Here is a 24,449-nt window from a genome sequence, read left to right as displayed (position 1 = left end):
TACGTTCCTCCTATCTAACTACCATTGTCATGTAAAGTTTTTCCATTGCATCAACTGGAGTAACTGCCAAGTTAACAACGATAGAGTCAGTATCATTCCCTGCTTCTATTGTGACATCAGTGTTCTTGAAGCTTTGAATGATATTTCTATTTTGTAAACCCATTAAGTAAGCGATTCTGTCTGCCTTAAAGAGATCACGACCAGCTGCATTGTTACCGGCTTTGCCTAAATAAGTTCTTTCAAAAGTATTTTCAGTGTCAGTAGCAATCTCGTCTAAAGTTCTCATTACTCTATTTTTAGAGAATGATTGTGGCTTTTCAGCTGTAAACTTGTGTAATGAATTGATATCTTGTTCAATTACTACTCTTTGGCCAGGACGTGTAGTGAACACAATTTGCCCAGCATCAAGAGCCTTAATTGTCTTTTCATTATCAAGTTTTGGATATGCTGAAACAGCATCTTCAACTTCAAAATAAGTTAAAGAAGTTGCTACATCAGCAGAAGCGGAAATACCAGCGAAGTAACCAGTTGCATCTTTAACATCTACATTAGTACCATCGCTTAAAGTGTAACCATTCACAACGGTTGAAATACCCTCATAGTTATAAGTAGTATCTGCATCAGTAGGAATTACACCTCTAACCTTGCGACCTTCATTTTCACGGAGACGCTTAACTGCTTCCACAACCAACTTGTTCATGTTGCTTGATGGTTCAAAGCCAGCAGTAGTAACAACTGCGTACTCTTCATTTTCTAAAGCGTCATTCAATAAGCTTTCAACTTTATTAGACTCAGTAGTAGTACCGCCAGTCAAAGCGCCTGAAACATTAGTAAATGCTACAGGCTTTGAACTACCCTCTTCGACTACTTTTGCAGTGATGTAATCATTGCCCTTGAACTTATCTAATTCATTGAACTTGATTGATTGTTCATCAACCAACTTAGTACCAAAGATAGTTGATACAGTAGCCGCATTCTGATCAGCTGGACTAACTTCAACACTCACTGTAATTTGATTACCCTTTTCACCTGGATAATTTGCAGTAACAGTCCAAGGCAGTCCTTCTTTAGTCAAAGTCGCTGCTGTACCCTCATTGGGGTTAAGAACAAGCACTTTAGAAGCACCTTTTAGTGTTTCCTTTAAAGCTGTAAGAGATGGATCATCTAAAGTAGTACCTAATTTCTTAGTGAAATCACTGTTAGCTTCTACTTCAATGACACCATTCTTGCCCCAGCCTAAGCCTTTATCACGAATTAACAACACTCTACCTAGAGAAGAAGCTGCTTCTCTTTGACCATTACCTACGACATTGATATAAGCGCCTGGTCTGCGCTTATCTTGAGCTTTCCAAGTTCCTCCTGCCATTAAAATCCCTCCTTAAATTTGTCAATCGCCTTTTTAACTTCGGCAATTGTGTATTCTTTGTCATCATCTAAAGCTAATTTCAAAATATCCCGTTCAATAACTGAGAACTTAGGACTTGAAATCAAAGCTTGTTTTGTGAATTTAACGTCTTCAACTTGAATAGGCGCTTTAATTTCGCCCATCGGAGTCTCGGTTTCCGTTTTATTGGATTCCTCCATTAAACTCAATCCTTTCTAGCTTTCCACCGTCTTGAACCGGATACATCTCTAACCTCAAATCAAAACTCATTACTAAAGTTTCATCATCTTGGTTGATAGTCGCTTCTCGGTTTCTAACAGTTGCATAATCATCTAATCTTGTAAAATTATTCAGTAATTTTTGCTCTACTTCTTCCATATCAGCATTAGGACGATCTGGATTAGCAAAATATGTTATTGAGTAAGACAAGCTTCTATCTTGAATATCAAAAAAGCGACTCTTAGTGACTGTCATTATCTTACTGATATAAAATGACGGCACTTGAAAACCGCTTTTCTGTTTTTCTGAATAAATTGTCACATCAGGAAATATCTCTGATATTCGCTTAGCTATTCTTTCAACTATTGTCATTCAAACAAGTCCTTTAACCCCCACAGACCCTCTGTTACCAACTGTGGCAACTGTCTTTGAATTTGTGGAATAGATTTCTTCATGTAAAACTGACCAGGCACCCAATCTCTAACCAGGCGCTTTTTCAGTAATGGTACATATCTTCCAGGTGTCTGCCTGTGACCACTTTCAACGTAAGAAGCATATTCAGCATTGTTAATTAATTTGATCGTCCAACCACCGCAACCATAGGTCGGTCCTTCTGCCGTCCATGATCTGCGAAGGTTGCCTTGCTTTACAGGAGTGTTTGTTTCCAAAATTCGTAGTGATTGAGTGCCTATACGTCTAGAACTCTTTCCAAGCTCCTGTTTTACATAGCCACTATCAATCTTCTGCCTTACTCTACTAGCGAATTGCTGAAATTGAGCATCGTCAACATGTCCTAAACTCATGCTTTCTCACTCCTAACCATTGCTACTTCCTGATGGCTGAAATAGCCACTATAGCCCTTGCTGGCACGCTTATATTTAGTCACTTGACCATTTACATCAGTCACATAAATATCTGCACCAGCAGGGATTTTAATGCCATTTCGAATAATCAATTTCGCATCATATTCGTCAGTACCAAAGAAAGACTGTTCACTAGCTGATTGTCCTTTTAAAACCACCTTAGCTGGCTCATCTTCAACAATAGTCACATCTTCATTATTAGTAATGTAGCCATGTTTAGTTGGAAGAGTACCCACAATCTTAACTCGATCATTCCATAGCTTAGGAAGTGCATTTTTTAAGCCATTAAAGTAACTCATTGGGCTAACCTTCTAAAATTATTTAAAAGCATCACATAGTTATCAGTGATTGTGTTAGTAGCTTGCAATGCTGAATAAATATCGCTTGGAGATCTAAAAGAAACTGATGTATCACCCTCTGATAATGACTGAACATTACCAACTTGCTGATCTTTGGGTACTAGCCATTGATGAGTGTCAATAGTTTGTACTGCTAAACCTAAGATAGTTGGTTCAAGCTCTTCTGGTAGCTCTAAAATTGGAATATTTGTGTAAATTGAAACATCAGAAATAACTTTTTCTAGTGTAAATTCCAATACGCTGTCATAGTTAGGTGCATTATCAGTATTAGGCAGAAAATCAGCTAAATGTTTTTTGACCTCTTCAAATCGTGGGTATTTATCCATCTAACCACCTACTTCACTAAAGTTAATAATTCGTCTTTCTTGGTCTTACCAGTGTAATCAATGTGATTCTTATCTAAGTAGGCCTTGATTTCATCTACAGTGTTGTTTTCGTTAGGTTTAGCATCTTCTTCAGTTGTTTTCTTACGTCCAGCAGGATTAGAGTCACCATCTGCGTCCTTTTCAGCCACGAAGAACTCAATCCCCTTAAATTTAGGCTTAAGTAAAAGAACATCATCATAACTTTGTTCGTAGTATAGCCAGTTTCCGGAATTTGCAGCAGCTGGAGCATCTAATCCAACGAAATCATACTTTTCAGGAGAAATTTGAACACCATTGAAGATAAGCATCATCTTAATTTGCTTAGCATCATCAACGGTCTTAGAGCCGTTAGTGAAATCAAACTTAGTTTGGAACAAATCTTCTGGCACAGGAACAATAGTAACTTCATCAAGTGAACGTACAGAACGATTAATATTTTGTGCATCACTTACGATAATTGTTCTATTAATTGCTTCTGCGTCCTTAAGCATGTAATAAGTACCAGTGTCAACGTATAAGATACGTCCTTGGGCTGGAATTCTTGCACGGTCAAAGTTACGCATCATTTGATCGTAAGCTTTTAAAACGTTTTTTGCGTCTAAGCTTTCTGAGTGGATACCAGCATTTTGATCTAATCCTTCGGAAGTATTAACTGCCTGACGTTGACTAAACAACTTAGAAAACATTTCTCTATCCTTTTCAGGCATTTTACTATCTAAGTTGTATTGTCTAGTGATATTAGCAATTGATAATAATTGATTACTTTCATCAATATCTGATGGGTCGACTAATGTACTCCAGTAACGTTCATTAGTTAATTCATAAACATCATAATCCAATGAGTAATTGGCTGCTGGTTGCGTAATAGTACGTCTTTCACGGTCTTGACGTCCAGATAAAATTGATAACCGTGGAACTTTAATATGTTTTGCATCTAAGAAGTTAATTGTATTGTTAGATGGTGATTGCCATAAAGCGCTTGAATATAAAACGTCTGGATAAAAACCATCAATAACTGCTTTTTGATATTTATCAGCGTAATTAATTGCCATTATTTATGTTCTCCTTTAAATATATCAACCATTGCCTGGACCGGATCAGCGTTAGCAGGTTTTCCATTATTTGGTTGGTAATCTTGCTTACTACCTTCATCAAATAAATAACCATCAGATTTCTGTAAAGATTTAATTTGATCGTCTAAACCTGTCAAATTGCCATCATCATCAAGCTTAATTTCGTCCATGTTCAAAAGACCTCTAATAGCCTTGTTATTGCGAACATTAGCTTTGCTTAATGATTGGTCAATTGCGCTGTTCAAACGATTGGTAGCAAGTTTTTGAGTAAGGTCAGCTGTATCCTTGTCATACTTGCTCTTTAGATCATTAAATTGCTTAGTTAAGTCTTCATTATCCTTAACTTGAGCACGCAACTTCTTTAAATCCTTATCTCTTTCACTCATCTGGGACTTAAGGGCTTTATTCTCTTCTAAAATTTCAGCATTGCTAGCACTTGCTTTATCCTTAGCGTTTTGAATATCCTCGCCGTTTAAATCCATGATCTTTTTAATCTGCTCTTCTTGTAATCCAAGCTCTTCTAATTGTTTTCTTTTCATTGTTCTATCCTTTCACACGTTTTATACGAGTTCGCCTCTCATAAGGGCATACAAAAAGAGCAGTTTAACGACTTACTCAGGTCAAAATAAAAGCCGTTGATTATATCAACGACTTGTTTAATCATCTAACTTTACTCCATTTTCCTTTAAATATTTTTCTTCTTTAGAGTAATCACTGCCTGATTTCTTTTTTGCTTCATAAACTTTTTTAAAATACTCAATATGAGATTTATTGTTAAATTGGGATTTAGGAATTGATTTGATGTAATTTAAAAATTCTTCATTGCTGAGATTATATTTAGTCATTTTCTTCATGTTCAACCACCTCAATATATGGTTTACCATCTATGATATTTAATCTCAATACATCAAATCTTGTATTTCGCTTAAATAATACTTCACCTTCAACATCATTAAATTTTCTAATATCATGTCCACTATGACTTTTTAAAATTACAACTCGTAAATCATCTTCTGGATTATATACCATACCAGCACTTGAAGACGTATAACTTGGCTCTTGAATGTATCCTTGAGTCAAAGCTTTATTAACATAATCGACCATTATATCATCCCTGCTTTCAAAATATAAAGAGCGACTAAGTGGTTCGTCTTCTGAATAGTATGGAATTTTATCCAGAGCAGTATCTAAATCATGTTTTAACTTTTCTTCGGCTGGTGACAATGTATTGCCTGCTCTTAAGTCCGCATTTAAACCGTAAGACTCAAAAGAATTATATTTATGAATTGCAGCTTCTTCGTCCCATGTCAATTTTGGTGTAGGTAGTGATAAGTTGAGTATCTTAACATTGGAAAGCTTTTTCCACTCACTATAATCTAAAGCATTTCGATATACATAGCGTCCTTTACCTGTTTTCGGATCTCTACTCCAACGAGTTTCAACGTCTGGCAAGTCTTTATCGTAAGGAACAGTCGTGCATCTGCAATATGGGTGAATTAAAGGATAGTTAATACCCTCTTTTTTATCTTTGACATTAAAAATGCGCTCATCTAAGTGGGTGCATTGGTCACAAGTGTGGCTTTCTAATGTGGCTAAGTATTGGTATTGCTCAATATCGCTATCTTTATAGAACTGTGCTGTTGCTTCTTCGGCAGCGTGTCCCATTTCAGTAGTAACCAGCCTATGCAAATCTCGATCAGAAACCTTCTTAAAACGATCTCTCATCATTGAAACAACCTTGCTTGGAGAATATCCAAATAAAGTTGCTCTTAGCATTGTGTCAGTTAACTCATCAGGAAGAATTTCAGTGTATTCTTTCCAAATTCGCTTGCTAAAATCGCTACCTTTCCAAGGGCTGTAAACAATATTTTCTAATTGCTGTTCGTTGAAATGATTTAGCTTGATATCCAGTTGACCAGTAGCTCGGTACTTATCATAAGCATGTAAGTAATAGCTATTCTGATACTGTTTGGCTAAACCTTTTTGCATTTTTAGTTGTTCAGCCATGCCATACTTTTTAGAAAACTCAACCATCTGGTCATGCAACTGTTGAAGTCTGTAAATACGGCTCTTGTAATATTCGGCGTTTAGCTCTTTATCATAACCACCAGCCTTAGCTTTACGTTCAAACTCTTCTAAGGTCATCGACCATTTAGTTGTGTTAATACTTCCTAAGACGCTAGCAGCTTGTTTTAAGCCGACATTATTCTCATTAGCATATCGCTGTAAGTAAACTAATGCTTCTTTTTCGAATTCATGCTCTAACCGTCTTAGTCTAACTTGCATAGCCGCTTCATAATCTGCTGACGCTTCAAGTTGCTTTTTCTTTTCAGCAATAGCACGTTGACGCCAGTAGTCACTACTCTTCATCGTCTACGCCTTTACCGTTTAACTCGTCAGCTTGTTTAGAATATGGATCATTTTCTTCTCTATCCTTGGCTAAGTCTTTCAGTTCTTGCTGCCAATCATCAACAATAGGATTAGCTTTAGCAACTGCTTCTTTTGAACTGTAATTGGCTACTGTAGAAACAATTTGAGCCTTAGTTAAGCTATCTTCTACCTTAGTTCTCGTCCAATGTTGCGATATATGGCGCTTGTCCGCATCTGAAAAGTTAAGGTAACGCATAATTGCACGAACCAACTCATTAATAGCATGTTCAAAGTAAGTTTGTGTTTTAGCAGCCTTTAATTCTAAGTGAGAATATAGCATTTTGATTGCTACACCAGAAGCATTTGAACTCTCAAAGTTAGCTGGATCAATTCCTTGACCAAACAAGAAAATGTTATCACGGGTTATCTTAAGTGCATCGTCACGGGCTTCAACAGGGATATCAATTTGGAGCTTATCAACGCCACTCTTATCGCCATTACCTGCGTTATTGATCTTAATAGACTTATATTCTCTTAGATCGTTCATGAACTGCTCTAAGCTAGCACCACCATAGTTGGTTAAGACGAGAATTACAGTTTGGACATCGTCTAAGTCATTAATAAATCCATTGTAGATGTCATCGTAAGCATCAATTAACCCCTTATACTTGTTAAGTTCAGGCAAGCGATATTTATTTTTAGGAAATTCAATAAAAGGAACTCGTCCAAAGTTGTGTTTTAAGGTGTTTGACTGTCCTGTTTCATAGCCAGCGCTTAGATCGTAAGAAGTAATGATATTGTAAGGCTCAATCACTGTGCTATCGGTTGCGCTTGTCCTGAAGAATTGTGCTTCTTTATCCGTCCAGTATTCGTGAACTGTAAAGTACTTACCACTATCAGGATCTAACTGTTTATAGCTTCTCAGAATACCCAGCAGCTTATTATCTAGCGTTGTCGCATAAATTGGTGTGATCTGGTCAGGTTGAATAATGCCATATCTGAAATTGTTATCTTCATCAATCCAGTAGTGCAACCAAGCTCGACCAGCATTCGAACTGTCTACTAATAAGCCGTTAAGCGTCAACGCACGATCATCGCCTAAGACATCAATAATTTTCTTATTATCGGCATCTTTTCCAACGTCAATGTCAGGAAAAACAGAAGCAACGTAACCTGCTTCTTGGTCTACTAACAACTGATAAAAGTTTGATGGAATGCGATTATCAGCACTTCTTAAAGGATCTTTTTTACCTTCCTTATTAAGCTTAGCTTTACCGTTGTTTCTGGTAGTGATATCAGTCTTATTTTCATAATAATTCACTGCTTGTTTGTAATTATTAATTAGATCATTTCTACTTGTTGAAGTATTTTGAATTAACTTTTTTAAAGCATCTAATTCCAAGGCACGAACCCCCCTCCTTCATAATGTTCTGAATAAATTCCATATCTTAAGCAGTCCTCACTATCATCATCTTCTTTTAGAGGAGCTTCTTTCTTATCGTCCCAAACATAATTGAAAATAGTGTTTAATAAATTATCAGCTTCATCTTTATTAATGATTAACTTTCCTTGTTTGAAATAACTATCTACAAATTCCAAACCACTCAATACATTTTTATTGGCATTAATACAATTGATACCATTAGCTTGCATTTGATTCACATAATCAACACGAGCTGAATCAGCCCAAAAGACGATATTCCCATATTTTTGTTTAATTTCTTTGGCAACATCTATCCAATAATCAATGAATCTATGCTCATGTGCCCATTCTTTGATCAAATAACTTGTTCCATTTTCATCATCACCAAAAAGTTGAATAACTCCTTTATGACCTTTACCAAAACCCCAGTCAATCGAGGCATAGTATTTAACCATTTCTGGTAGTTGATCAGTTGTAATAGTCATAGTTTCAATATTGAAATCACTAAATATTTGCCCCTCGGCACTAACCCACTTACCATAGATCGTTCGATCTGTGTACATTCCAGAAGGTGTAGCAGCCACTAAAGCATCCACGTAATCTTTAGATAAAAAAGTATTATCAAAGATTGTAAAATTAAACACTTTGATTCTCGCTTTTGGGTCATGATTATCAATATATTCAGTCTTAATAAAATTTGTTGGTGCATCAGGGTTTGAAGTAACCACAATTCTTGCACCTTCAATAGAACAACGATTAATTATTTCTTGAAAAACGCCCTGATCTGCAAGCGTTCCTTCATCAATCAAAGCACCATACGCAGTAGCTCCACGAATAGAACCAATACCACGTATTGAACCTGTATAAGCCGGAACAATTTCTACATCAAACAAATGATAATGACCATGTCTATCAACTGGTATATTTATACCAAACTCGTTCTCAATTGACGCAATAATATTTGTATTAATTGAATTGCTAGAATACCCAGCTAATATATAAATCGGTCTTTTAACATTATTTGTCTTTGCTAACTTTGCAACTCGTTTTAACTCAAGTAAAAACATCCAATTTGAAATATATGTTTTACCCGAACGAACCGCACCAATTAAAAAAAGATACTTCCAATCATCATTCAAATAAGATTGAAGTACCTTTTGTTGTTTTTTTGTAAATAAATCGTTTAATGACATTATTATTTCATTAAATTCCAAATATAACCTTTATATGGTTTTTTATTTTTTATATGATATGAAATACTGCTACGATCGAATCCTTTTCTTGAAGCTTCTCTTATTGATGGCCAAACCTTTATCAAATTGCCATCAATATCATATTGACCAATGTTTTCACTTAAATCTGAACGATTAGTAAAACTTGTTTTTTGATATGGCTCAATCTTTTTAATTACATGATTGTTACTGACTGATCGCCACATATAATTATTATGAGTTTGTGCTTGTCCTAAGCAACACTCTCTTATGTGGCTAGCATTGTAGCCTTCTTTAGAAGCTTCATGCGCAGAATTCCACACTTTAACTAATTTGCCTTTTAAATTATATTGAGCAACACATATACCGTTCTTTATTCCAGCTCTTTTAACTTTGCCACGATATAGATTGTTATAAATGTTTGTACACCATTCTAAATTGCTAATACAATTGTTTTCTTTATTTTCATCAATATGATTTACTTGAGGTAACTTATTAGGATTAGGGATAAAAGCTTGTGCTACTAATCTATGAACTAAAAAATGCTTATATTTTTTGTCTTTAAAAAACATTACATACTGATACCCACGGTTATTTAATCTAGGCATAAGAATCTTAGTATTTTTATACAAACTTTTTACTCTTCCAAGATTTGACACCTGATAAAGCCCCTCATAGCCTTGAACGTCTTTCCAAATTTCTATATTATTATTCATGTGATCATACCTTTCTATGATTACCTAGCTCTAGGGTGTCACCAGCACCGCTAGGGCTTTTTTTATTTTCATAATAATTATACCATCTTCATTCTTGGGACTTTTCACTTGCTTTTATCAACTTATCCATAAGTTCATCAAGCTTGTCATCACTTTCATTGCCTAATCGTTCAGCAACTGTAGCCTTTGCTTCCGATATACGAGTATCTGCAATAAGTTTTTGAAGTTTTTGTTTCTCAATAGGATCGACTAATGGATAGCGCTTCATAATTTCTTTTGAAGCTGTAATTTTGTCCTTGAAAGAAGGCTTCTTTTTGATTACAACCACATCATCAGCAGTAGACATTGGAACTTCTTCAACAACTTCATCTCGGAGTACTTTAGTATAAAATTCCAACACTTCTTTAGCATCAGCGATCTTATGTGACTCAATTTCAGCCATTTTAGCGTCAATATAAGCTTTCAGGTCAGGTTTAGTCAGGTTTTCCTGACCAATTGATTTAGCAGTTTTTGGAGAATATCCCGCTTTAATGGCTGCCTCTTTAGCATTCCCAGACTTTATATACTCATCACAAAATATTTTTTGTTTAGTTGTTAACTTCCGTTCCAAAACATCTCACCACCACCTTAATTTAGACAAAATAAAAGTCAGCTTATGCTGACTTAAAAATCATAAATTTTCCAGACAAAACTTATATTGTTTATCGTAATCTTCAAATTCATCAATTATATTAATGCTAGATAATATCTCTCCATCTTTAGCTACTAAATTAATTAAAATATTTTGACCACCAATCCCAACCCTTTCTTTAGTTTTTTTGTCGTCAATATTTTTTTCGATTTTCATTAGTTCTTTGAATATATGAATTTTATTATTTGAATCGCTATTAAGCAAATAATCTATCGCTTCTTCACACTGAGGCTTTAATATCCAATTAGGATTTGAATAACTTGCGATCTCCTGAATACCAAATTTATTAGTGCTCCTAAGAGCATAAGCATGTGTATTCATATCTTCATCAAAGCCGAAGATATAAATTGTTGTGTCTGTATTTACTTTTTCAATATTATTTTTTAAAACATCTCGAATTATTAGACTAAATGTTTTAACTTCTTTCGATAAAATTGATCTAGATCTATCAAAAGCTAGTCTAATAATTGAAAAATCTCCAGTTCCACACAATATGCTTTGAGTAAAAGGATAATATTCAAATTTTTGAGTAAAGTAAGATGGAATAGTTTTTCCGTTGTTGTTTTTTCTCGATGCTAAAGTATCCATAGATAAAATAATACTATTAGGACTAATTTCAGCATTTAAAGCAGTCATAAAATCACCTCAATAACAATTATAAAAAAATCAATTTCGAAATAATAGGATTTATTCTTTGAGATGAATATAAATTTAAGCTAACTAAGTCCAACAATGGTAAATATTTTAGAACTACTGCTAAAAATTTCATAAAAGCCTTCATAAAAAAAGAGCTGGCCTTTCGACTAGTCATTATAAAATTAATTATTTTTCCCATCATTCGAATCATTTATCTCCGAAGGATATTCATAATTCATTTTTAATATCATTTCGCAAAACTTTATAATCTTTTGTGCATCTTCTTTAGTATTAACTTGTATTTCATGAGTTGCTTCGTTGCCGTATTTTCGAATTTGATCAACCCAATCATGACTTTTAACACTTACAAAATGATTCTCATTTAAATAATTTACATATTCAACAAATTTAAGATTATCTTTAGCCCCTAAATCTACAGCAACATGCATTAATAACTTTCTGCACAATAGAACTACTCCAGTAAAAGCATTTGCACCGTAACAACTTCTAGCTTCTTCATAAACATCGTTTACATCTTTAGGAACTCCACTAACTGCTACCCCATATCTATTTCCTGGTACTTGAATATCATCATAAATAAAAGTAGGCATATAACAATTAGTACATATATACACACCAATACTTTCTGTCGGATTTACTCTACCTTGATCTACAAGAGGCATTCCTTTATCACTAGAAACATACGCTCCACAGTAACCGCATGTAAAATTTTTGCTAATCATATTGTTTTTATTCCATCTTATATAACCATCAATAATATTATTTGTAAAAACATTCATTTTATTTAGCCTCCATTCGTTTCAAAAATAATTATAAAAAAGTCAAGCCTAATTAAAAGACTTGACTTTTTGAAACGAATGGAATTATTTAGTCCTAAAAAGGACTACAGCAACTGATGGAATCGAACCACCTTCTCAAGCACATTGTTTAACTGTACACGCTTTGTTCTCCCATTGAACTAAGTTGCTATAAAGATTAGCCTTAGTGGCTTAAAACTAAGCATTTCAAAACTAAAGCTAATCATAATTATGCTCTTAAAGGACATTCTTAAAGAATGCATGTATGCGCAGCTAACACAGAGCAATAGCCTAAATGTTAAATACATAAATATAGAGAGGAATTCTATTAATGCGGTGAATTAATTTTCATTAACTCACAATATATATTTAACCATACCTAAAGACTATTGAAGTACCATAATTATACCTTCAAAGTACCCTTACTTATATTTATGAAGATCAACAATAGGTTCACAGTTATTAAACCTTTGCCAGTAATCGAAGCTATCTGCAACCACAATTGGAACTTCTTTATAGCCCAATTTCTTAGCAGCCTTGTACCGTGTATGACCAGCTATGATTACCCCCCCATTATCGACAACTATGGGCTGTTGCCAGCCAAATTCCTTAATAGAATTAGCTACAGCGTCAACTGCATCATCATTATTTCTAGGGTTGTTCTCATAAGGTTTAATCTTATTAATTGAAACTGTCTCAACTTTCATACTTAACTCCTATTCCTTGAAATAAACACTATAAAACAAAAAACGAGCTAATCTATAGGACTAGCTGGGCTCGAACCAACAATACACAGGATCAAAACCTGATGCCTTACCAATTTGGCTATAGTCCTAGAATGCTCTGTTAGGTACAGAGCTAAACCAGATGCAATTCTGTAAATTAAAATCAGACAAACAAAATATATTCGTGATCTAAATAATATTATTTTTACGCCTGCTTTCCGACAGGCAATGGGCAGGCGAGGAATTGAACCCCGCTACATAGTTGTGAAAGAAAATTCCTCTTTTCTTTCTAAATTCCAAATTGTGCCACTCTACCCACGGCAGTTGCTGCTGCGGGCCAGCCAACAACGCCCCAGCTCTTCCCACGCTCTCCTCGAAACCGTTGAGGGTCATGGCATAGGCGTCATTTACCTAGGCAACTATTATATACAATAGCCAATAATGGACTACCGCCTAGGCTATCAAGCAATCAGGATTCGAACCTGAGTGCCTGAGTCAAATAAATAAGAAAAAGTAAAAAATAAAAGAATTGTAAGCTAAAAACTAAAAATAAAAGTCATTTAGAGGAATGTTTATCGCCTGAGTTTAGTCAGGCTATAACCGCCAGTCGAATTGAACGACTGCTAACGTCTACCAAGAACGGTTACTTTTAATCTGTTACTTACCGAACAAATTAAGATCTTGTATTAATTTCGAAAGGAGATATTCTTTCAAACGTACCGCACGTATCAAGGTGAAGTCGAAAGATCGTAACCACCACGTCTAATCTTTCGACAATAACAATTTATCATGAAATGAACGCAAGCAGCGCGCAAGGTTTACGCAAGCTTTACGCACGACTAATTTTTCCGGATCTTAATTTTATCCGGCCATACTGTTTTGACCTTTTGACTGAAAACTCTTAAGTCGGGTAAATCATTAACACCAAAGTATTTTTTCCAGTAAAGCCATCTATCAGCGAACTCACACTGAGCATTAATCTTCTTAGTATCAATTGACCTAGTCGACAAATTAACTGTAGCTGCTACATCAACGATACGTAACTGGTCAATGTAAGTTCCAATTAAGATACGTCTGTAAGGCTTTAATGATGTATCAGTGCAATTATCCATCGTCCGATAAATCGCTGCACAGACCTTCCTAGCAGGATCAGCAATATCAATATCGTCTTGTGCTTCGTCAATAAAGTTCTTTTCAACGCCATTTTTGTTTGTCGATCCAGGTGCAAAAGATAATTGAGGGCTTGTAAGCTGATTACGATGTAAGCCAGCTAAATTAAGATAGCTCTGAAAATTAATAGTCAGGAACTTATCCACCCTTTTAGCTGTAGCCCTTAAATTTGGCTGTAATCCTAAGTCAATCTGATACACACTTACACTCCCTCTCGTCTTCTAGTTGTTTAATTACTTGCTTTATTCGCTGCGAACATATCAGTAAATATTCGATCCGTGATCTCATAAGGATCTTCATCTTCGGGACAATGATGCTTAGCATACTTTAAGATGTTCAAGTACATCATGACTGCTGTTTCATTGCCTACTTCTAAATCGTTCCTAGTTTCGTCCATCATTCGACCTCACTTTAATTTCATGCTCAATCAAAGGCAGCAGCTCCTCAGCTTTATCTTCGTCAATCATTTCTTCGATTGTTGGCTCTATAATATTTTCAAAATTCTTGATGTTTGATTTAAGCATTGATCTAAAATTCTTAAGTTGTTCTGTCTTAAAATCCTTATACGTATAAGGATTTACTTCATGCCCGTATAGTTGCATTGCTAGAACTCCTTGTCAGGTTCTGATAATGCTCTCTTCAACTCTTCATCAGTTATTTTTGTTTCTTCAGCTACTCTTAAGTCCCAGACACCATCGCCCATGTATGTCAAAATGTCATCATAACTGAAAGAACACATATAGCCGTATTTAGTATGAACTCCCCACACACAGTTAACTGTAAACTTTCTTGGATCAAATTTAAACAGACCGTTATCTTCTAAGAAACTTCTAGTATATGTGTCTTCAAAATCTTCTCTCGTTCCTCTAGCCCCAATCTTTAACTCAATTGCCATAGTTATCTCTCCATTTCTTGTAATACTCTTCAACTTCTTTGTCATAATCTACTGGCTTAAGTGAACCGTCTTCTTGTACGTGATACCACTTGCCTTTTTGATACTTCAAATTATTGCTCATAGACAAAACACCACAAATCCGACAGCACCTAAGCAAATTAGCATCCCTGCTATACTGATTAATTCTGCACTATGCTTCATACTTTCTCAGCTCCCGAACCATAGATTGAGTAGTCACTCTTTCATCACTTTTCAACCAATTTGCGCTCCAGTCTAAAGTGTCAAGTTCAAAACTCAAAGAACAGTTATGCTGTTCAGCAATCTTTTTTGCTAACTTCAAAGCCAATCTCTTATCGTTAGCGATGCTTGCATCTACAAATTTACTTACCAGACTCAAATCAATTTTTTGCATCTAATCACCCATATCTCTCTTAATCCTCACGTCAACTCTTGCACGCTCGGCATACCTCTTTTTGACTAACAAGGTTGTTACTTGCTTGTCGTCATGATAAACACCTCTCATAACTTCAACCATTTTGTGAAGTCGTTTATCACGCCTCATCTTTGGGTTCATGCCGTCCATGATGATTTTGCCCACGTTATCAGCATCAGGCTTCTTAGTTGGCAGTTCTTGGTTAGCTAAACATAAAGCCTTACGTTTCTTGCTTAAACTCTTCGGTACTTCAAAATATGCCATGATCTTAACGTCTAAAGGTTCATCTTTATCAAATATTCCTTTGAAACTATTAATCGCTGTATACCTGACTAAATCCTCATATCGTGCAGTCTTAGCTGGCGTGTAAGTTACCGTCCTAGTAACTCTCGGTCTTGCCTTACCAATCGGCGGTCCTTCAATCGTAAAGTTAACTCTCATATACTTAATTTCCTAAATTGTAATAATCCCATCAACTTCGTTTGTGCCTTCATCGTCTTCAAACGAAATTGTCAAGTTTAATCCGATTTTTTTCTGTAATTTCCGTAGATCATCAAGACTCATAAGTTCTATTCGGTACTCAAGTTCACGTGTTTTTTTATTAATTTCAATTACTTTGAAATTATTCCTTTCCAAGATATTTAACCAGTATTCATTTAAATTTCCCTGTATATCAAAAGGTAAATCTTCTTCCAATTTAAAAATCATATTTACATCGCTCCTACTACCAAAATTACTATAGCTAGCAGAATTAAGAATGCTGCTGCAAAAACCCAATCAGGCATAAATGAACCCCACCATAACTGCAACTTGTCTAATATCGTGAAGAATTGGATCTTGCAACCATTCTCGATACTTATCGCTAACTGGCATATAGTCACTTGCAGCTCCAAGTTCCCAGTCCTCTTTCAGGGCCTTTTCATCATCAATATCCAACAAAATTCTGAAAGCACCTTGAAAAGTTAAGCCGCCACGTTTCACTTCATCAGATAGCCAATCAATTCTTGCTTGAACAAAATCTGGTAAAGGGAAGTTCCTTGCAGGTGGAGAACACTTCCCATCTACCACTCGCCAGCCATAAGCCCAACGATAACTCTCTTCTACACTATCTTTTTCTACTTTAATTTTTTTCATAGTTTCCTCCCGCATTTAGGACAGTATTCAATATAAGCCATGGTTCTATATTCGTTCTTATTGGTAATTACTATTGACCATAATTCATCACCATTTTGAATTTGCAAAATATGTCTGAAAGTATAATGAACTAGATCATCTCTAATTCTTTTTACGCCCTGACAATATGGACATTTTTCTCTAGTTGCTACTGTCATTCGATCACCAGCTTTGCGTTTACTTTGTGCCAATTGGGACCCATTTTGCAATAAAGTTCTGCTAAATTTTCACAACTATCGCCATAGTAACAACCTTCCATGGTGCTGTAGTTTCCAGATTCGTCAGGAGTAATATCTATTAAGCAATATTTTCCATTGTTATCTTTTACAATTAAGCCTGTTAATTGAGCGCTCCCAGATACAAGTACATCACCCAAGCGCCACTCTTCTTTCTTTGTGCGATTATCAATAATTTCCATTGTTAATCCTCCATTTTGTACAGTGTTAATCTTTGACTATTTTTCGATGCGTTTCTGTGATATGCAGGTTTCGACAAGTACAACAGAGATTGTTTCTTTTTGTGATACTTTTCAGCTAAATAATCTGCTGTACCAAGATCAATGAATGTGTCACCTCTATACATTGCATACCACTTTGGTTTTAGCTGGGTTTTACTCATTTTGACTTACCTGCCTTACTACTCCATGGAGCTTCTTAGCAACTTTTGCTGCCTCTTTCTTGTCGATAAATATCGACTTGGCATATCCAGCTGAGCGACCTGTTGTGTCTAAGATCTCAACCACGTACATATCAGGAACTGAGTACCAGCGATATTGTTTAGCATCTTCGATGATTTTCTCTAAATCGTGATTTTCTTCAAGCATTCTGTTCTCCTAGTTATTAACATCCATACCTAATAATTCAGCAATTTGTAAAAGAACATCATAATTTGCTTCTTTCAAATCTTTCACATTCATAGAATGCGACTTGCCATCTTTGGTTACCGTTACATTGTTCTTCAAATCGTTAATATCTAAAAGATAAGTCAAACCGGCTTTAATATTTTCAATTTCGTTCATCGTGCTAGTCCTTTCTAAACGTTCAAGGTTGATACCATAACTTTTTGATAAATATCATCAAATTTTCCTCTTAGCGCTTTGTTAATAATGTATTTCTGACCTTTAGGTGTTACCCATGTTTGAGAATATCCTCTGCCATCTCTGGTCAAATTATGTGTAATTCTAAACAGACCTCTTTTAACCATCTGTGTCATTGGCACGTTCCAGCTATGATTAAAACTTGAAAGATATTTTTCTTCTCTAAGTAATTGGAATAGTTGATTTCTTCCAATCACAAAACCGTTTTGAGTTAAAATTTCAGCTAATTCGCCAACAGGGATTGCATGATGGCTATATCTAATAGCCTTGGCAAAAACCACATCGTCAGCATCTTTAGCAATCTTAGCTGCTTGTCTAGCATTTGTTTCTTTTAGTTCTCTCTTTTCAGTTTCCAGCAACTTCACCCGATTGTTAGCGATAGTTAAGGCGCGTTGCATAATCATGTCCGGATTATTCCACTTCTTTTCAACTTCGATTAAGTATTCTCGATATTCCTTGCCCTTTGAGGTACGGCTCAAAAGACACAGCTGCTTAGCCATATCAATTGTGAGTGCATAGTCCTGAAGCTCAATGCTACCGCGGTTTTCTCTAGGTGTACTTATAAGTACACGTTGGAAATCACTATTTTCTTTAAAGTCATTGCTGTTCTGTTCCCACCAAGCGGAAAATCTTCGCTTGATACCTAATCCCTTATATAAATCTCTAGCACTAACTAGTTGCTGGTCATTCTTGACCGTTACTTTGATTAATTCGTTATTCATCTTCATCGTCCTCATCTTCGCATAGCATATCCGTAATACGCTCGTAAGCATCTTCTTTGGCTGGGTTCAAGTCGTTAACAGTTAATGTCTTGCTATCGTCGTTTAATCCCATTAGGTACTCAATTGGAACTTCTAAAAAGTTAGCCAACTTTTGCCAAATTGCTAAAGAGTTATGTATTCCATTTTCCAATCCTTTTTCGAAATTTTCTAAAATTCTAAAATCAATGTTGGTTTTAGCTTGTATATCGGCAAGAGTTAATCTCTTTTCCAATCTCAATTTCTTTAGCCTATTTTGCATGGTGGTTACCTCCCGTACTCTCTGAAAATTGCGTTACGTTCTTCTCGCGTCATTTGTAGTGTTGTTTGCGATTGTTGTTGCTGAACCTTATCCCAGTTTGTAGCCCTTCGAACTGGCTTATTTCTAAAATTGTTTCGTGGAATAGGTCCTGTATCTGGCTGATTTAGATATGCTTCAAACTTAGTTCCAAAAAGAGTTTCTGGTCTTAAGTACTGAACCATGTTGCCATCTTGTAGCCATTCAGCACACTTCTTGTCTATAACAGACTTAAAGTCAATATCAGTAAAGCCCTCGTTGTATCTAGCTTTAATTAGTCGCCTAGTAGCTTTAGAAGTTGGACGATAATGTGAATTAGTCTTTCTGTTTAAGTAATCGATAATTTTTTCGTAAGGTATTTTTTGAGATTTTTGTTCTGGATCGGTGTCGATGTTCTCTGAACTCGACAATTTATATATATTATTATCTTTACTTAACTTATCTTTACTTAACTTATCTTCGGTATACACTTTGTTATCATCTTGTATACAAGATGTATCCATGTTGTCTACAACTTGTTTACTTTTTGTATCCTGAACAATCGGCTTTCTTGTAACAAGGCGGTATTGCTTGGTTTCGGACAGCTCAAGTTGTTTTTTATCTTCTTTATAAACTGTTTCATGATAGCGATCTTTAGGAATGTAGTTATGAACGAACCAGTCTGTTATAGCAATTACTCCATCTTCAAATACAATTACGTATCCCTTTTCAACTAGAATTTTTAAATCGTCTTGTTGTGCACCAATTGATCTAACTATAGTTTTAGGATTTCCTAAAAATCCATCATCATCTGCGTGCATACATAAGTGCCAATATAGATTTTGACTAGATACGGGCATATCTAAGAATTTATCAGTTTCAACAATCTTATCGCTGTACATTCTTCTACCCATTTTGACCTCCTATTTGATGTATTCCCCGTCAGCAGGTAATGTTCCGAATAAATTGGATACATCTTCTTGTTTTGGCTTCTCTTCACTTCGCTGTGCTTCTCTTAATTTTTCTTCTTTTTTAGCTTCCTCTTCGGCTTTCTTTAAAGCCTCTTGCTTATCTTTTTCACGCCGTTTGTAACTTTGATTTAACTGATAAATGGCTTGGGCGTCCTGCGGAGTATGTGATCCTCTAATCCAATCTTGAGCATCAGCAATTCCATCTACAGCTTCTTGATATAATTCAGCTAGATTAGCTTTAATTCCGTTATAGTAAACCGTGTAATTATCTAACTCTTGTTTAGATAAGACTTTAGGCTCTTCAATATTTTTTACGTCCTGCGCATCATCGTCATCTTCACTAGCAATTCCAAAAGCTGCACTTAAGGAATAACGCTTAGCATAACTGATTAAGCTAGCTGTTTTCTGTGCGTCTCCCACATTAAAGTTTTTAAACCAAACTTTATTTGTGACAGCATAAAAGCCAGATACATCTACTAGAATGGTTTGTACATCTACACCTTGATCCGTGTTGTTAACATCAAAAAAGTAAGTAAACTGTACATTGCCTTTATCATCAACAACTTTTTTAGTGGCTTCCATAACTGATTTATCAACGTCTGCTAAGTCTGCATACTTGTATTCATACGTATAAGGCTTACCAGTTTTAGTTTTTCCTGATACTTGAACCTTATGACTTCTTTGTGGTTGTTTGATATTAGCTTTAACTTGTGCGAAGTGTAATGCCCAACTTGCACGATCTTTTACTTCTCCGACAAACTCCATCTTTATTACCTCTCAATTGGTTCTACTTTTAATCCTTGACTTTTTATAAATTCGACTAACTTTTTCATCTGTTCATCTGATCCAGTAATTTTTAGATAAGCAACTTTTGTTTCGCCAACTACTTCTCCAGTAGTCGTATCAATTACTGAATTGCCTTTAACTTGTTGCTTGATAGGCTCATCTTTTTTTAAACTTAGTTCTCTTTGACGTTTTCCATCATTCTTAATTCGAGCTAATATTTCAGAAATAGTTAGATCATCAATCAAATTGATATAACTATCTGGTAAAATTTGCTCTTTTTCAGCAGCTTCTGTAATTAAAGTGATTTTTTCATTTTTGAAATCACGTTCTTGTGCTGCCTTTTCTAAAAGTTGATTGATGTTTTCTTCAATCTTCTTCCAGTTATTAGACTTGTTATCCCATTTAGCGTCATAGGCTATATCTTCATGAGTAAGACCAAACTTTTCAGCCATTTTGTCGATGTGCTTAATATTAGCTTCGTGTCTTAACTTAATACCTTGCTCTCTATAGTCCTTCAATCCTTGATGAATTTGACCAGAAACATCTGTAATCTCATCAATTAAGGCGTCCATCTGCTCATTGAACTCATCTAAGGGTTTTAATGCTTGCTTTCTAACAGTACTTTTAGCAGCCTTTAAAGCCTTAGCTTTTTTATTTAAATCAGCAGCAATTGCTCTATCCCCTTTTAGATTTTCAGGAACAACAACATAGCCGTTATATCTCTTATATATTTCATCTGTCTCTTCTTTAAGCTTTCCATAATCGTCAAACTCAATTGAGGCTGGAGTAAATTTAACTTTATAATCAGGACTAGTTTCATCTAATTTTGTTGAAATTTCTTTCATCAGTAGTTCCCCTCAAATCCGTCAAAATAATCTAGTACATCCTCTTTCCAAAGATCATCATTGGGATCTTCTACACTGGCAAGCTCTTCAATTAATTCTCTTTTGTCGTCCCAACCTGTAAGACCCATATAAGTATCGATACCCAATCTAAAAATTTGAGCTGTAACGAAATGTTTAAAACTTAAATAATCCTGATTTGCATCACCAATGGTTACAAGGCTTTTGCCTTCCATTGCTGAACTAATACCTTGTTTTGCTAAATTTCTTTGTTCTTTTTTCAATCGCTGCTCTCTATAAGTGGCAGCTTGTACGGGTGTCATAATTTCGACCATTGTGGTAAAATACTCCTTAGTAATTTAATTTATAAAACCTTTGATTAGTCGTTACTGATTTGCAGTCGGTAACGGCTTTTTTTGTTGCATTAAAGCAATTTCGAATTGTTTCTGGTACTCATCAACATCTAGTGGTGACTTATCTTGTCTAGCAAAAAATGCGTTGCTATTGCTGATTAATCTTGCTTCTAATGTCATCTATCCCACCTCCTTTAAAGGAATATTCTCCAGAAGTAATAGCCCAACATAGTGATACATATAACCCCTGCTGCAATTACTTCTGAACACACAATTGCAACCAGCCAATCTGTCTTCTTACGCTTCATTCCAGCGATCTCCAATCGTTACTAAATCTGTAAGTGCTGCGTTAATTTGCTCTTGCTGTTCCTTAGTACCTACCTTTTTAAACATATCGGCTAACTGAATAACACTTTCTAAGGTGTTACCTAGATAGGCAATTTCAGCCGATCCATCTTTGTTAACAACAATCTGTTCATCTTTGATGCCAATCTGATATTCAGCATCTTTCTTCCACTCGAATACGCCTCTTGATACCAATTGTCTAATTACATCGCCCGTTGTAACCTTTATCATTTTTCTACCTCCCAAAATCTTTCTTAATACTTGCATTCCAATCAATGCGGTGATAGTTTTCTTCAATCCACTTTTTAGCGTCTTTTCTAAAAATGATTGTTTTCTTGCCGTTGTGTGGGTTAACTACAAAACCACCATTTTCGAAATCAATTTCCTTTTTAAACTTATCGAAAACATACAACCTTACCCACTCTTGACCTTTACCTCCGCAATACTTTTTTCGGAACTCATCAATGTTAATTGTTGCGCCCTCTGCTTCTTCCTTTTCCTTATCAAATAAAGCTTTGATAATCGGCTTAAAGATAACTATGAGAGCATCTTTATTAATTAGCTCAGGCATTTAATCACCTACTTTATTATCACTATTTGTTTCTATTTTGTAGCAACTTTATAAGCTTTAGTAGTAATTAAATTTAAAAAAATATCCTGCCCCTTGATATTAAATAATTTTGCCATGGCTTTAATATACTTGGGCTTTGGAATTGCTTCTCCTCTCTCCCACCTTGAAACTGTAACATTAGTAACGCCTAATCGCTTTGCTAATTCAGTTTGCGTAAGCCCAGCTCCAACTCGTAAGCTTTTAAGTTCCCGCTTCATTTTATCAACTCCTTTATCAACTTACATATATATTATATACATCATAGTTTATAATGTAAACACTTTTTACTACTTTTTTTACTTTTTAAGTTAAAAATATGTATAAAGTATTATAATTTAAGTACAATAGTTGATAAACGGAGGTTGAAGAGCATGATTGGCGATAGAATACGTGAGTTGAGGACATCTCATAGACTCTCACAAACAGAACTAAGCAAATTATTACATGTATCTCAACAAACTATTACTAAATGGGAAAATGGGAAAGCTGAGCCTTCAAGCGGTGCTTTAGCTAAACTAGCTGAATACTTTGATGTGTCAGCTGATTATTTATTAGGTTCAGATAAAACTAGTGAGCCTAAATCCGTTGACCTAGAAAAAGATCCTGTCGTTCTTAGTTACGGTGGACGCCCTGTTTCAGAAGAAGATATGGACGTTATCAAAGCAATTCTTGAAAGACATAAGAATGATGGAGACGTTCACTACGAGTAATGCCATGTACAATAATGATTTGCTAATCTATATTTGTAATTTAATTGAAGATCATCATCTTTCTTACATACTATCCCGCTTAGAAGACAGACATTTCCGTTCTAGGTATCTTCCTAAACAAAAAACTATCATTATTAATACAAACTGGTGGAATCCACCAGAAATTCCATTCATGGCTGCTCACGAATTAGGGCATTATATAAATGGCGATAAAGGTGTTATGTACTATGACCATACTTATAAATGGCAAGAACATCGTGCTTTTAATCGCAATGATGATGCTTTTAAGGAAGATCAAGCTGATCTATATGGATTAGATCTCATCTGGAATTATGCTTCTTCCCAAGGATATACCTGTGAAGACCCTGGAGAATTTATGCTACAGTTTGGAATTCCTGAGAGATTGAAAAAAGTGGTTGCCCAAAAATTTGAAAGCAATAATGACTTACTATTTTAACCTTTATAGTCCAAGACTGATGACTTAAAAAGCTGATGTTAAGGTTAGCTCATAGGAGGATTTTATGAAAAAGAAATATTTAGTTGCTGCTACCGGACTTGCCCTACTTGGCTTGTCTATGTCAGCTTGTTCATCTAATAGCGGTAGTAAAAGCGATTCTGCTAAAACTTCCCAAAAAAAGAAAAAGAATGAAACTATCTCTCAAAATAAAGAGTTGAGAGAAAAGTTCGATCAAATTAAAGTTGGTGAATTAAGCAATCATGGTGAAGGCGGTTCCACTATTCAAGATGTAGAAAAGTTACTGGGAAAAGCTAATACAACTGATACCACTACCGTAGATAGTTATAAGACAAAATCTTATATCTGGAATAAAGGCGCTGTTACTGTTACCGTTCAATTTGAGCCAGATAAGGCTGTTACTAAGGACATCACTGGCTTTAAGTGGGGAAAACGTGATGAAAAATTAGATCTTGCGGCTTTTAATAGTATTCAAGACGGCGCCACATATGATGATATCGTTAAAAAATATGGGGAACCTGACAGCTTGAACGAGTCTCTTCTTCTTGGTACTAAGACGGTTACGGGATTATGGTACACCGGTATTAAAGGAAAAGCTGACGGTGCATTTGCTTCTCTTACATTTGAGAATGGTGCATTAACCTCTAAGACTCAAACCGATTTGAAATAGTTTTAAAACCAGTTAACGCTGGTTTTATTTTT

The 24,449-nt window shown here is 35.3% G+C and carries 43 protein-coding genes and 1 tRNA gene; 3 read left to right on the top strand and 41 right to left on the bottom strand.

The genetic code is table 11. The annotated features are described in order from the left end of the window. Positions 1 to 10 precede the first annotated feature (10 nt). The 41 genes from LGAS_RS03345 to LGAS_RS03145 all read right to left on the bottom strand — a co-directional run bounded on the left by LGAS_RS03345 (position 11) and on the right by LGAS_RS03145 (position 22,780). On the bottom strand, positions 11 to 1,366 hold the full coding sequence (locus LGAS_RS03345; protein WP_011678840.1) for a phage tail sheath family protein: 1,356 nt from the start codon (positions 1,364 to 1,366) through the stop codon (positions 11 to 13). Next, positions 1,366 to 1,584, bottom strand: a complete 219-nt coding sequence (locus LGAS_RS03340) for a hypothetical protein (RefSeq protein ID WP_025012255.1) — start codon at positions 1,582 to 1,584, stop codon at positions 1,366 to 1,368. Before LGAS_RS03340 ends, LGAS_RS03345 begins: the two co-directional genes overlap by 1 nt. Next, positions 1,568 to 1,975 (bottom strand): phage tail terminator family protein, encoded by a 408-nt coding sequence (locus tag LGAS_RS03335; protein ID WP_011678838.1) that lies wholly within the window; start codon positions 1,973 to 1,975, stop codon positions 1,568 to 1,570. Before LGAS_RS03335 ends, LGAS_RS03340 begins: the two co-directional genes overlap by 17 nt. Further along, positions 1,972 to 2,406 carry an HK97 gp10 family phage protein gene (locus LGAS_RS03330; RefSeq protein WP_011678837.1) on the bottom strand — a complete coding sequence of 145 codons (435 nt, stop codon included), beginning with the start codon at positions 2,404 to 2,406 and terminating at the stop codon, positions 1,972 to 1,974. The genes LGAS_RS03335 and LGAS_RS03330 overlap by 4 nt, the downstream gene beginning before the upstream one ends. Then, a complete protein-coding gene (locus LGAS_RS03325) occupies positions 2,403 to 2,765 on the bottom strand; it encodes a hypothetical protein (protein ID WP_011678836.1) in 363 nt (120 codons plus the stop codon). Before LGAS_RS03325 ends, LGAS_RS03330 begins: the two co-directional genes overlap by 4 nt. Beyond that, positions 2,762 to 3,151, bottom strand: coding sequence for a head-tail connector protein (locus LGAS_RS03320; RefSeq protein ID WP_011678835.1), 390 nt, complete (start codon positions 3,149 to 3,151; stop codon positions 2,762 to 2,764). Before LGAS_RS03320 ends, LGAS_RS03325 begins: the two co-directional genes overlap by 4 nt. Positions 3,152 to 3,159: 8 nt before the next feature. Beyond that, a complete protein-coding gene (locus LGAS_RS03315; protein ID WP_011678834.1) occupies positions 3,160 to 4,242 on the bottom strand; it encodes a hypothetical protein in 1,083 nt (360 codons plus the stop codon). Then, the gene (locus LGAS_RS03310) at positions 4,242 to 4,802 is read right to left on the bottom strand and encodes a phage scaffolding protein (protein ID WP_011678833.1); all 561 of its coding nucleotides are present in this window, start codon (positions 4,800 to 4,802) and stop codon (positions 4,242 to 4,244) included. The genes LGAS_RS03315 and LGAS_RS03310 overlap by 1 nt, the downstream gene beginning before the upstream one ends. Positions 4,803 to 4,919: 117 nt before the next feature. Next, positions 4,920 to 5,117: a hypothetical protein gene (locus LGAS_RS03305; RefSeq protein ID WP_025012256.1), complete on the bottom strand. Its 198-nt coding sequence runs from the start codon at positions 5,115 to 5,117 to the stop codon at positions 4,920 to 4,922. Continuing rightward, positions 5,101 to 6,633 (bottom strand): minor capsid protein, encoded by a 1,533-nt coding sequence (locus tag LGAS_RS03300; protein ID WP_011678831.1) that lies wholly within the window; start codon positions 6,631 to 6,633, stop codon positions 5,101 to 5,103. The genes LGAS_RS03305 and LGAS_RS03300 overlap by 17 nt, the downstream gene beginning before the upstream one ends. Then, entirely contained in the window at positions 6,623 to 8,035 is a 1,413-nt protein-coding gene (locus LGAS_RS03295; protein WP_011678830.1) for a phage portal protein, read from the bottom strand. The genes LGAS_RS03300 and LGAS_RS03295 overlap by 11 nt, the downstream gene beginning before the upstream one ends. Beyond that, positions 8,026 to 9,249, bottom strand: a complete 1,224-nt coding sequence (locus tag LGAS_RS03290; RefSeq protein ID WP_025012257.1) for a PBSX family phage terminase large subunit — start codon at positions 9,247 to 9,249, stop codon at positions 8,026 to 8,028. Before LGAS_RS03290 ends, LGAS_RS03295 begins: the two co-directional genes overlap by 10 nt. Positions 9,250 to 9,251: 2 nt before the next feature. Next, a complete protein-coding gene (locus tag LGAS_RS03285; protein ID WP_011678828.1) occupies positions 9,252 to 9,983 on the bottom strand; it encodes an NUMOD4 domain-containing protein in 732 nt (243 codons plus the stop codon). A gap of 88 nt (positions 9,984 to 10,071) precedes the next feature. Beyond that, a complete protein-coding gene (locus LGAS_RS03280; protein ID WP_011678827.1) occupies positions 10,072 to 10,593 on the bottom strand; it encodes a terminase small subunit in 522 nt (173 codons plus the stop codon). Between the two features lie 60 nt (positions 10,594 to 10,653). After that, on the bottom strand, positions 10,654 to 11,310 hold the full coding sequence (locus LGAS_RS03275; protein ID WP_003648517.1) for a hypothetical protein: 657 nt from the start codon (positions 11,308 to 11,310) through the stop codon (positions 10,654 to 10,656). A 182-nt stretch (positions 11,311 to 11,492) separates the two neighbouring features. Then, positions 11,493 to 12,110, bottom strand: a complete 618-nt coding sequence (locus tag LGAS_RS03265) for a DUF4145 domain-containing protein (RefSeq protein WP_003648039.1) — start codon at positions 12,108 to 12,110, stop codon at positions 11,493 to 11,495. Positions 12,111 to 12,550: 440 nt separating this feature from the next. Further along, complete coding sequence (locus LGAS_RS03260) at positions 12,551 to 12,835, bottom strand: ParB N-terminal domain-containing protein (RefSeq protein ID WP_011678826.1); 285 nt, start codon at positions 12,833 to 12,835, stop codon at positions 12,551 to 12,553. A 55-nt stretch (positions 12,836 to 12,890) separates the two neighbouring features. Further along, positions 12,891 to 12,963, bottom strand: a tRNA-Gln gene (locus tag LGAS_RS03255). A 729-nt stretch (positions 12,964 to 13,692) separates the two neighbouring features. After that, the gene (locus LGAS_RS03250) at positions 13,693 to 14,223 is read right to left on the bottom strand and encodes a hypothetical protein (RefSeq protein ID WP_011678825.1); all 531 of its coding nucleotides are present in this window, start codon (positions 14,221 to 14,223) and stop codon (positions 13,693 to 13,695) included. Positions 14,224 to 14,252: 29 nt separating this feature from the next. After that, a complete protein-coding gene (locus tag LGAS_RS09560) occupies positions 14,253 to 14,423 on the bottom strand; it encodes a hypothetical protein (RefSeq protein ID WP_011678824.1) in 171 nt (56 codons plus the stop codon). Continuing rightward, a complete protein-coding gene (locus LGAS_RS03245; RefSeq protein ID WP_011678823.1) occupies positions 14,407 to 14,625 on the bottom strand; it encodes a hypothetical protein in 219 nt (72 codons plus the stop codon). Before LGAS_RS03245 ends, LGAS_RS09560 begins: the two co-directional genes overlap by 17 nt. 2 nt (positions 14,626 to 14,627) lie before the next feature. Then, positions 14,628 to 14,918, bottom strand: coding sequence for a hypothetical protein (locus tag LGAS_RS03240; protein ID WP_011678822.1), 291 nt, complete (start codon positions 14,916 to 14,918; stop codon positions 14,628 to 14,630). Then, positions 14,908 to 15,039 (bottom strand): hypothetical protein, encoded by a 132-nt coding sequence (locus LGAS_RS09755; RefSeq protein ID WP_255308706.1) that lies wholly within the window; start codon positions 15,037 to 15,039, stop codon positions 14,908 to 14,910. The genes LGAS_RS03240 and LGAS_RS09755 overlap by 11 nt, the downstream gene beginning before the upstream one ends. A 69-nt stretch (positions 15,040 to 15,108) precedes the next feature. Continuing rightward, positions 15,109 to 15,330: a hypothetical protein gene (locus tag LGAS_RS03235; RefSeq protein ID WP_011678820.1), complete on the bottom strand. Its 222-nt coding sequence runs from the start codon at positions 15,328 to 15,330 to the stop codon at positions 15,109 to 15,111. Beyond that, a complete protein-coding gene (locus LGAS_RS03230) occupies positions 15,331 to 15,792 on the bottom strand; it encodes a RusA family crossover junction endodeoxyribonuclease (protein WP_011678819.1) in 462 nt (153 codons plus the stop codon). 12 nt (positions 15,793 to 15,804) lie between these two features. Continuing rightward, on the bottom strand, positions 15,805 to 16,059 hold the full coding sequence (locus LGAS_RS03225; protein ID WP_238374678.1) for a hypothetical protein: 255 nt from the start codon (positions 16,057 to 16,059) through the stop codon (positions 15,805 to 15,807). A gap of 69 nt (positions 16,060 to 16,128) precedes the next feature. Beyond that, positions 16,129 to 16,485 carry a hypothetical protein gene (locus tag LGAS_RS03220; protein ID WP_025012258.1) on the bottom strand — a complete coding sequence of 119 codons (357 nt, stop codon included), beginning with the start codon at positions 16,483 to 16,485 and terminating at the stop codon, positions 16,129 to 16,131. Beyond that, positions 16,482 to 16,682, bottom strand: coding sequence for a hypothetical protein (locus LGAS_RS03215; protein WP_025012259.1), 201 nt, complete (start codon positions 16,680 to 16,682; stop codon positions 16,482 to 16,484). Before LGAS_RS03215 ends, LGAS_RS03220 begins: the two co-directional genes overlap by 4 nt. Then, a complete protein-coding gene (locus LGAS_RS03210; RefSeq protein WP_011678816.1) occupies positions 16,679 to 16,942 on the bottom strand; it encodes a hypothetical protein in 264 nt (87 codons plus the stop codon). The genes LGAS_RS03215 and LGAS_RS03210 overlap by 4 nt, the downstream gene beginning before the upstream one ends. A 192-nt stretch (positions 16,943 to 17,134) precedes the next feature. Beyond that, complete coding sequence (locus tag LGAS_RS03200) at positions 17,135 to 17,347, bottom strand: hypothetical protein (RefSeq protein ID WP_011678815.1); 213 nt, start codon at positions 17,345 to 17,347, stop codon at positions 17,135 to 17,137. A gap of 9 nt (positions 17,348 to 17,356) precedes the next feature. Beyond that, entirely contained in the window at positions 17,357 to 17,542 is a 186-nt protein-coding gene (locus LGAS_RS03195; protein WP_003648027.1) for a hypothetical protein, read from the bottom strand. Positions 17,543 to 17,556: 14 nt separating this feature from the next. Next, positions 17,557 to 18,342 carry an antA/AntB antirepressor family protein gene (locus LGAS_RS03190; RefSeq protein ID WP_025012261.1) on the bottom strand — a complete coding sequence of 262 codons (786 nt, stop codon included), beginning with the start codon at positions 18,340 to 18,342 and terminating at the stop codon, positions 17,557 to 17,559. Further along, complete coding sequence (locus LGAS_RS03185) at positions 18,335 to 18,640, bottom strand: helix-turn-helix domain-containing protein (protein ID WP_011678813.1); 306 nt, start codon at positions 18,638 to 18,640, stop codon at positions 18,335 to 18,337. The genes LGAS_RS03190 and LGAS_RS03185 overlap by 8 nt, the downstream gene beginning before the upstream one ends. 5 nt (positions 18,641 to 18,645) lie before the next feature. Continuing rightward, complete coding sequence (locus LGAS_RS03180) at positions 18,646 to 19,569, bottom strand: conserved phage C-terminal domain-containing protein (protein WP_011678812.1); 924 nt, start codon at positions 19,567 to 19,569, stop codon at positions 18,646 to 18,648. Positions 19,570 to 19,578: 9 nt separating this feature from the next. Next, the gene (locus tag LGAS_RS03175) at positions 19,579 to 20,391 is read right to left on the bottom strand and encodes an ERF family protein (protein WP_011678811.1); all 813 of its coding nucleotides are present in this window, start codon (positions 20,389 to 20,391) and stop codon (positions 19,579 to 19,581) included. A gap of 5 nt (positions 20,392 to 20,396) precedes the next feature. Then, complete coding sequence (locus LGAS_RS03170; protein ID WP_011678810.1) at positions 20,397 to 21,257, bottom strand: DUF1351 domain-containing protein; 861 nt, start codon at positions 21,255 to 21,257, stop codon at positions 20,397 to 20,399. After that, positions 21,257 to 21,589, bottom strand: a complete 333-nt coding sequence (locus LGAS_RS03165) for a hypothetical protein (RefSeq protein ID WP_011678809.1) — start codon at positions 21,587 to 21,589, stop codon at positions 21,257 to 21,259. Before LGAS_RS03165 ends, LGAS_RS03170 begins: the two co-directional genes overlap by 1 nt. Positions 21,590 to 21,640: 51 nt before the next feature. Continuing rightward, a complete protein-coding gene (locus tag LGAS_RS09640; protein ID WP_011678808.1) occupies positions 21,641 to 21,787 on the bottom strand; it encodes a hypothetical protein in 147 nt (48 codons plus the stop codon). A gap of 117 nt (positions 21,788 to 21,904) precedes the next feature. Continuing rightward, complete coding sequence (locus LGAS_RS03155; RefSeq protein WP_025012262.1) at positions 21,905 to 22,183, bottom strand: hypothetical protein; 279 nt, start codon at positions 22,181 to 22,183, stop codon at positions 21,905 to 21,907. A gap of 4 nt (positions 22,184 to 22,187) precedes the next feature. Then, positions 22,188 to 22,523, bottom strand: coding sequence for a DUF771 domain-containing protein (locus tag LGAS_RS03150; RefSeq protein ID WP_011678806.1), 336 nt, complete (start codon positions 22,521 to 22,523; stop codon positions 22,188 to 22,190). Positions 22,524 to 22,555: 32 nt separating this feature from the next. After that, entirely contained in the window at positions 22,556 to 22,780 is a 225-nt protein-coding gene (locus LGAS_RS03145) for a helix-turn-helix transcriptional regulator (protein WP_011678805.1), read from the bottom strand. Positions 22,781 to 22,933: 153 nt separating this feature from the next. Here LGAS_RS03145 and LGAS_RS03140 point away from each other — a divergent pair, with 153 nt between their 5' ends. The 3 genes from LGAS_RS03140 (at position 22,934) to LGAS_RS03130 (ending at position 24,417) form a co-directional block, all read left to right on the top strand. Beyond that, positions 22,934 to 23,272, top strand: a complete 339-nt coding sequence (locus LGAS_RS03140) for a helix-turn-helix domain-containing protein (protein ID WP_025012263.1) — start codon at positions 22,934 to 22,936, stop codon at positions 23,270 to 23,272. Then, a complete protein-coding gene (locus tag LGAS_RS03135; protein WP_011678803.1) occupies positions 23,247 to 23,729 on the top strand; it encodes an ImmA/IrrE family metallo-endopeptidase in 483 nt (160 codons plus the stop codon). The genes LGAS_RS03140 and LGAS_RS03135 overlap by 26 nt, the downstream gene beginning before the upstream one ends. Before the next feature lie 64 nt (positions 23,730 to 23,793). Beyond that, positions 23,794 to 24,417, top strand: a complete 624-nt coding sequence (locus LGAS_RS03130) for a DUF3862 domain-containing protein (protein ID WP_011678802.1) — start codon at positions 23,794 to 23,796, stop codon at positions 24,415 to 24,417. The last annotated feature ends 32 nt before the right edge of the window (positions 24,418 to 24,449 follow it).

This window comes from Lactobacillus gasseri ATCC 33323 = JCM 1131 (assembly GCF_000014425.1).
In the GTDB taxonomy this organism is placed as follows: domain Bacteria; phylum Bacillota; class Bacilli; order Lactobacillales; family Lactobacillaceae; genus Lactobacillus; species Lactobacillus gasseri.
The sequence above is the reverse complement of the archived record's forward strand: the minus strand, read 5'-3'. Positions and strand labels throughout refer to the sequence as shown.

Coding starts and splice junctions, on each gene's coding strand:
- LGAS_RS03155 (WP_025012262.1), bottom strand. CDS start 22,183: ATGATAAAGGTTACAACGGGCGATGTAATTAGACAATTGGTATCAAGA.
- LGAS_RS03220 (WP_025012258.1), bottom strand. CDS start 16,485: ATGAAAAAAATTAAAGTAGAAAAAGATAGTGTAGAAGAGAGTTATCGT.
- LGAS_RS03330 (WP_011678837.1), bottom strand. CDS start 2,406: ATGAGTTTAGGACATGTTGACGATGCTCAATTTCAGCAATTCGCTAGT.
- LGAS_RS03335 (WP_011678838.1), bottom strand. CDS start 1,975: ATGACAATAGTTGAAAGAATAGCTAAGCGAATATCAGAGATATTTCCT.
- LGAS_RS03200 (WP_011678815.1), bottom strand. CDS start 17,347: ATGCTTGAAGAAAATCACGATTTAGAGAAAATCATCGAAGATGCTAAA.
- LGAS_RS03175 (WP_011678811.1), bottom strand. CDS start 20,391: ATGGAGTTTGTCGGAGAAGTAAAAGATCGTGCAAGTTGGGCATTACAC.
- LGAS_RS03180 (WP_011678812.1), bottom strand. CDS start 19,569: ATGGGTAGAAGAATGTACAGCGATAAGATTGTTGAAACTGATAAATTC.
- LGAS_RS03185 (WP_011678813.1), bottom strand. CDS start 18,640: ATGCAAAATAGGCTAAAGAAATTGAGATTGGAAAAGAGATTAACTCTT.
- LGAS_RS03245 (WP_011678823.1), bottom strand. CDS start 14,625: ATGCAACTATACGGGCATGAAGTAAATCCTTATACGTATAAGGATTTT.
- LGAS_RS03225 (WP_238374678.1), bottom strand. CDS start 16,059: ATGATTTTTAAATTGGAAGAAGATTTACCTTTTGATATACAGGGAAAT.
- LGAS_RS03140 (WP_025012263.1), top strand. CDS start 22,934: ATGATTGGCGATAGAATACGTGAGTTGAGGACATCTCATAGACTCTCA.
- LGAS_RS03190 (WP_025012261.1), bottom strand. CDS start 18,342: ATGAATAACGAATTAATCAAAGTAACGGTCAAGAATGACCAGCAACTA.
- LGAS_RS03260 (WP_011678826.1), bottom strand. CDS start 12,835: ATGAAAGTTGAGACAGTTTCAATTAATAAGATTAAACCTTATGAGAAC.
- LGAS_RS03240 (WP_011678822.1), bottom strand. CDS start 14,918: ATGGCAATTGAGTTAAAGATTGGGGCTAGAGGAACGAGAGAAGATTTT.
- LGAS_RS03195 (WP_003648027.1), bottom strand. CDS start 17,542: ATGAACGAAATTGAAAATATTAAAGCCGGTTTGACTTATCTTTTAGAT.
- LGAS_RS03145 (WP_011678805.1), bottom strand. CDS start 22,780: ATGAAGCGGGAACTTAAAAGCTTACGAGTTGGAGCTGGGCTTACGCAA.
- LGAS_RS03325 (WP_011678836.1), bottom strand. CDS start 2,765: ATGAGTTACTTTAATGGCTTAAAAAATGCACTTCCTAAGCTATGGAAT.
- LGAS_RS03235 (WP_011678820.1), bottom strand. CDS start 15,330: ATGCAAAAAATTGATTTGAGTCTGGTAAGTAAATTTGTAGATGCAAGC.
- LGAS_RS03215 (WP_025012259.1), bottom strand. CDS start 16,682: ATGACAGTAGCAACTAGAGAAAAATGTCCATATTGTCAGGGCGTAAAA.
- LGAS_RS03290 (WP_025012257.1), bottom strand. CDS start 9,249: ATGTCATTAAACGATTTATTTACAAAAAAACAACAAAAGGTACTTCAA.
- LGAS_RS09560 (WP_011678824.1), bottom strand. CDS start 14,423: ATGATGGACGAAACTAGGAACGATTTAGAAGTAGGCAATGAAACAGCA.
- LGAS_RS03345 (WP_011678840.1), bottom strand. CDS start 1,366: ATGGCAGGAGGAACTTGGAAAGCTCAAGATAAGCGCAGACCAGGCGCT.
- LGAS_RS03135 (WP_011678803.1), top strand. CDS start 23,247: ATGATGGAGACGTTCACTACGAGTAATGCCATGTACAATAATGATTTG.
- LGAS_RS03230 (WP_011678819.1), bottom strand. CDS start 15,792: ATGAGAGTTAACTTTACGATTGAAGGACCGCCGATTGGTAAGGCAAGA.
- LGAS_RS03300 (WP_011678831.1), bottom strand. CDS start 6,633: ATGAAGAGTAGTGACTACTGGCGTCAACGTGCTATTGCTGAAAAGAAA.
- LGAS_RS03150 (WP_011678806.1), bottom strand. CDS start 22,523: ATGCCTGAGCTAATTAATAAAGATGCTCTCATAGTTATCTTTAAGCCG.
- LGAS_RS03210 (WP_011678816.1), bottom strand. CDS start 16,942: ATGGAAATTATTGATAATCGCACAAAGAAAGAAGAGTGGCGCTTGGGT.
- LGAS_RS03340 (WP_025012255.1), bottom strand. CDS start 1,584: ATGGAGGAATCCAATAAAACGGAAACCGAGACTCCGATGGGCGAAATT.
- LGAS_RS03315 (WP_011678834.1), bottom strand. CDS start 4,242: ATGGCAATTAATTACGCTGATAAATATCAAAAAGCAGTTATTGATGGT.
- LGAS_RS03170 (WP_011678810.1), bottom strand. CDS start 21,257: ATGAAAGAAATTTCAACAAAATTAGATGAAACTAGTCCTGATTATAAA.
- LGAS_RS09755 (WP_255308706.1), bottom strand. CDS start 15,039: ATGAGCAATAATTTGAAGTATCAAAAAGGCAAGTGGTATCACGTACAA.
- LGAS_RS03165 (WP_011678809.1), bottom strand. CDS start 21,589: ATGGTCGAAATTATGACACCCGTACAAGCTGCCACTTATAGAGAGCAG.
- LGAS_RS03310 (WP_011678833.1), bottom strand. CDS start 4,802: ATGAAAAGAAAACAATTAGAAGAGCTTGGATTACAAGAAGAGCAGATT.
- LGAS_RS03320 (WP_011678835.1), bottom strand. CDS start 3,151: ATGGATAAATACCCACGATTTGAAGAGGTCAAAAAACATTTAGCTGAT.
- LGAS_RS03130 (WP_011678802.1), top strand. CDS start 23,794: ATGAAAAAGAAATATTTAGTTGCTGCTACCGGACTTGCCCTACTTGGC.
- LGAS_RS03285 (WP_011678828.1), bottom strand. CDS start 9,983: ATGAATAATAATATAGAAATTTGGAAAGACGTTCAAGGCTATGAGGGG.
- LGAS_RS09640 (WP_011678808.1), bottom strand. CDS start 21,787: ATGACATTAGAAGCAAGATTAATCAGCAATAGCAACGCATTTTTTGCT.
- LGAS_RS03265 (WP_003648039.1), bottom strand. CDS start 12,110: ATGAATGTTTTTACAAATAATATTATTGATGGTTATATAAGATGGAAT.
- LGAS_RS03305 (WP_025012256.1), bottom strand. CDS start 5,117: ATGAAGAAAATGACTAAATATAATCTCAGCAATGAAGAATTTTTAAAT.
- LGAS_RS03275 (WP_003648517.1), bottom strand. CDS start 11,310: ATGACTGCTTTAAATGCTGAAATTAGTCCTAATAGTATTATTTTATCT.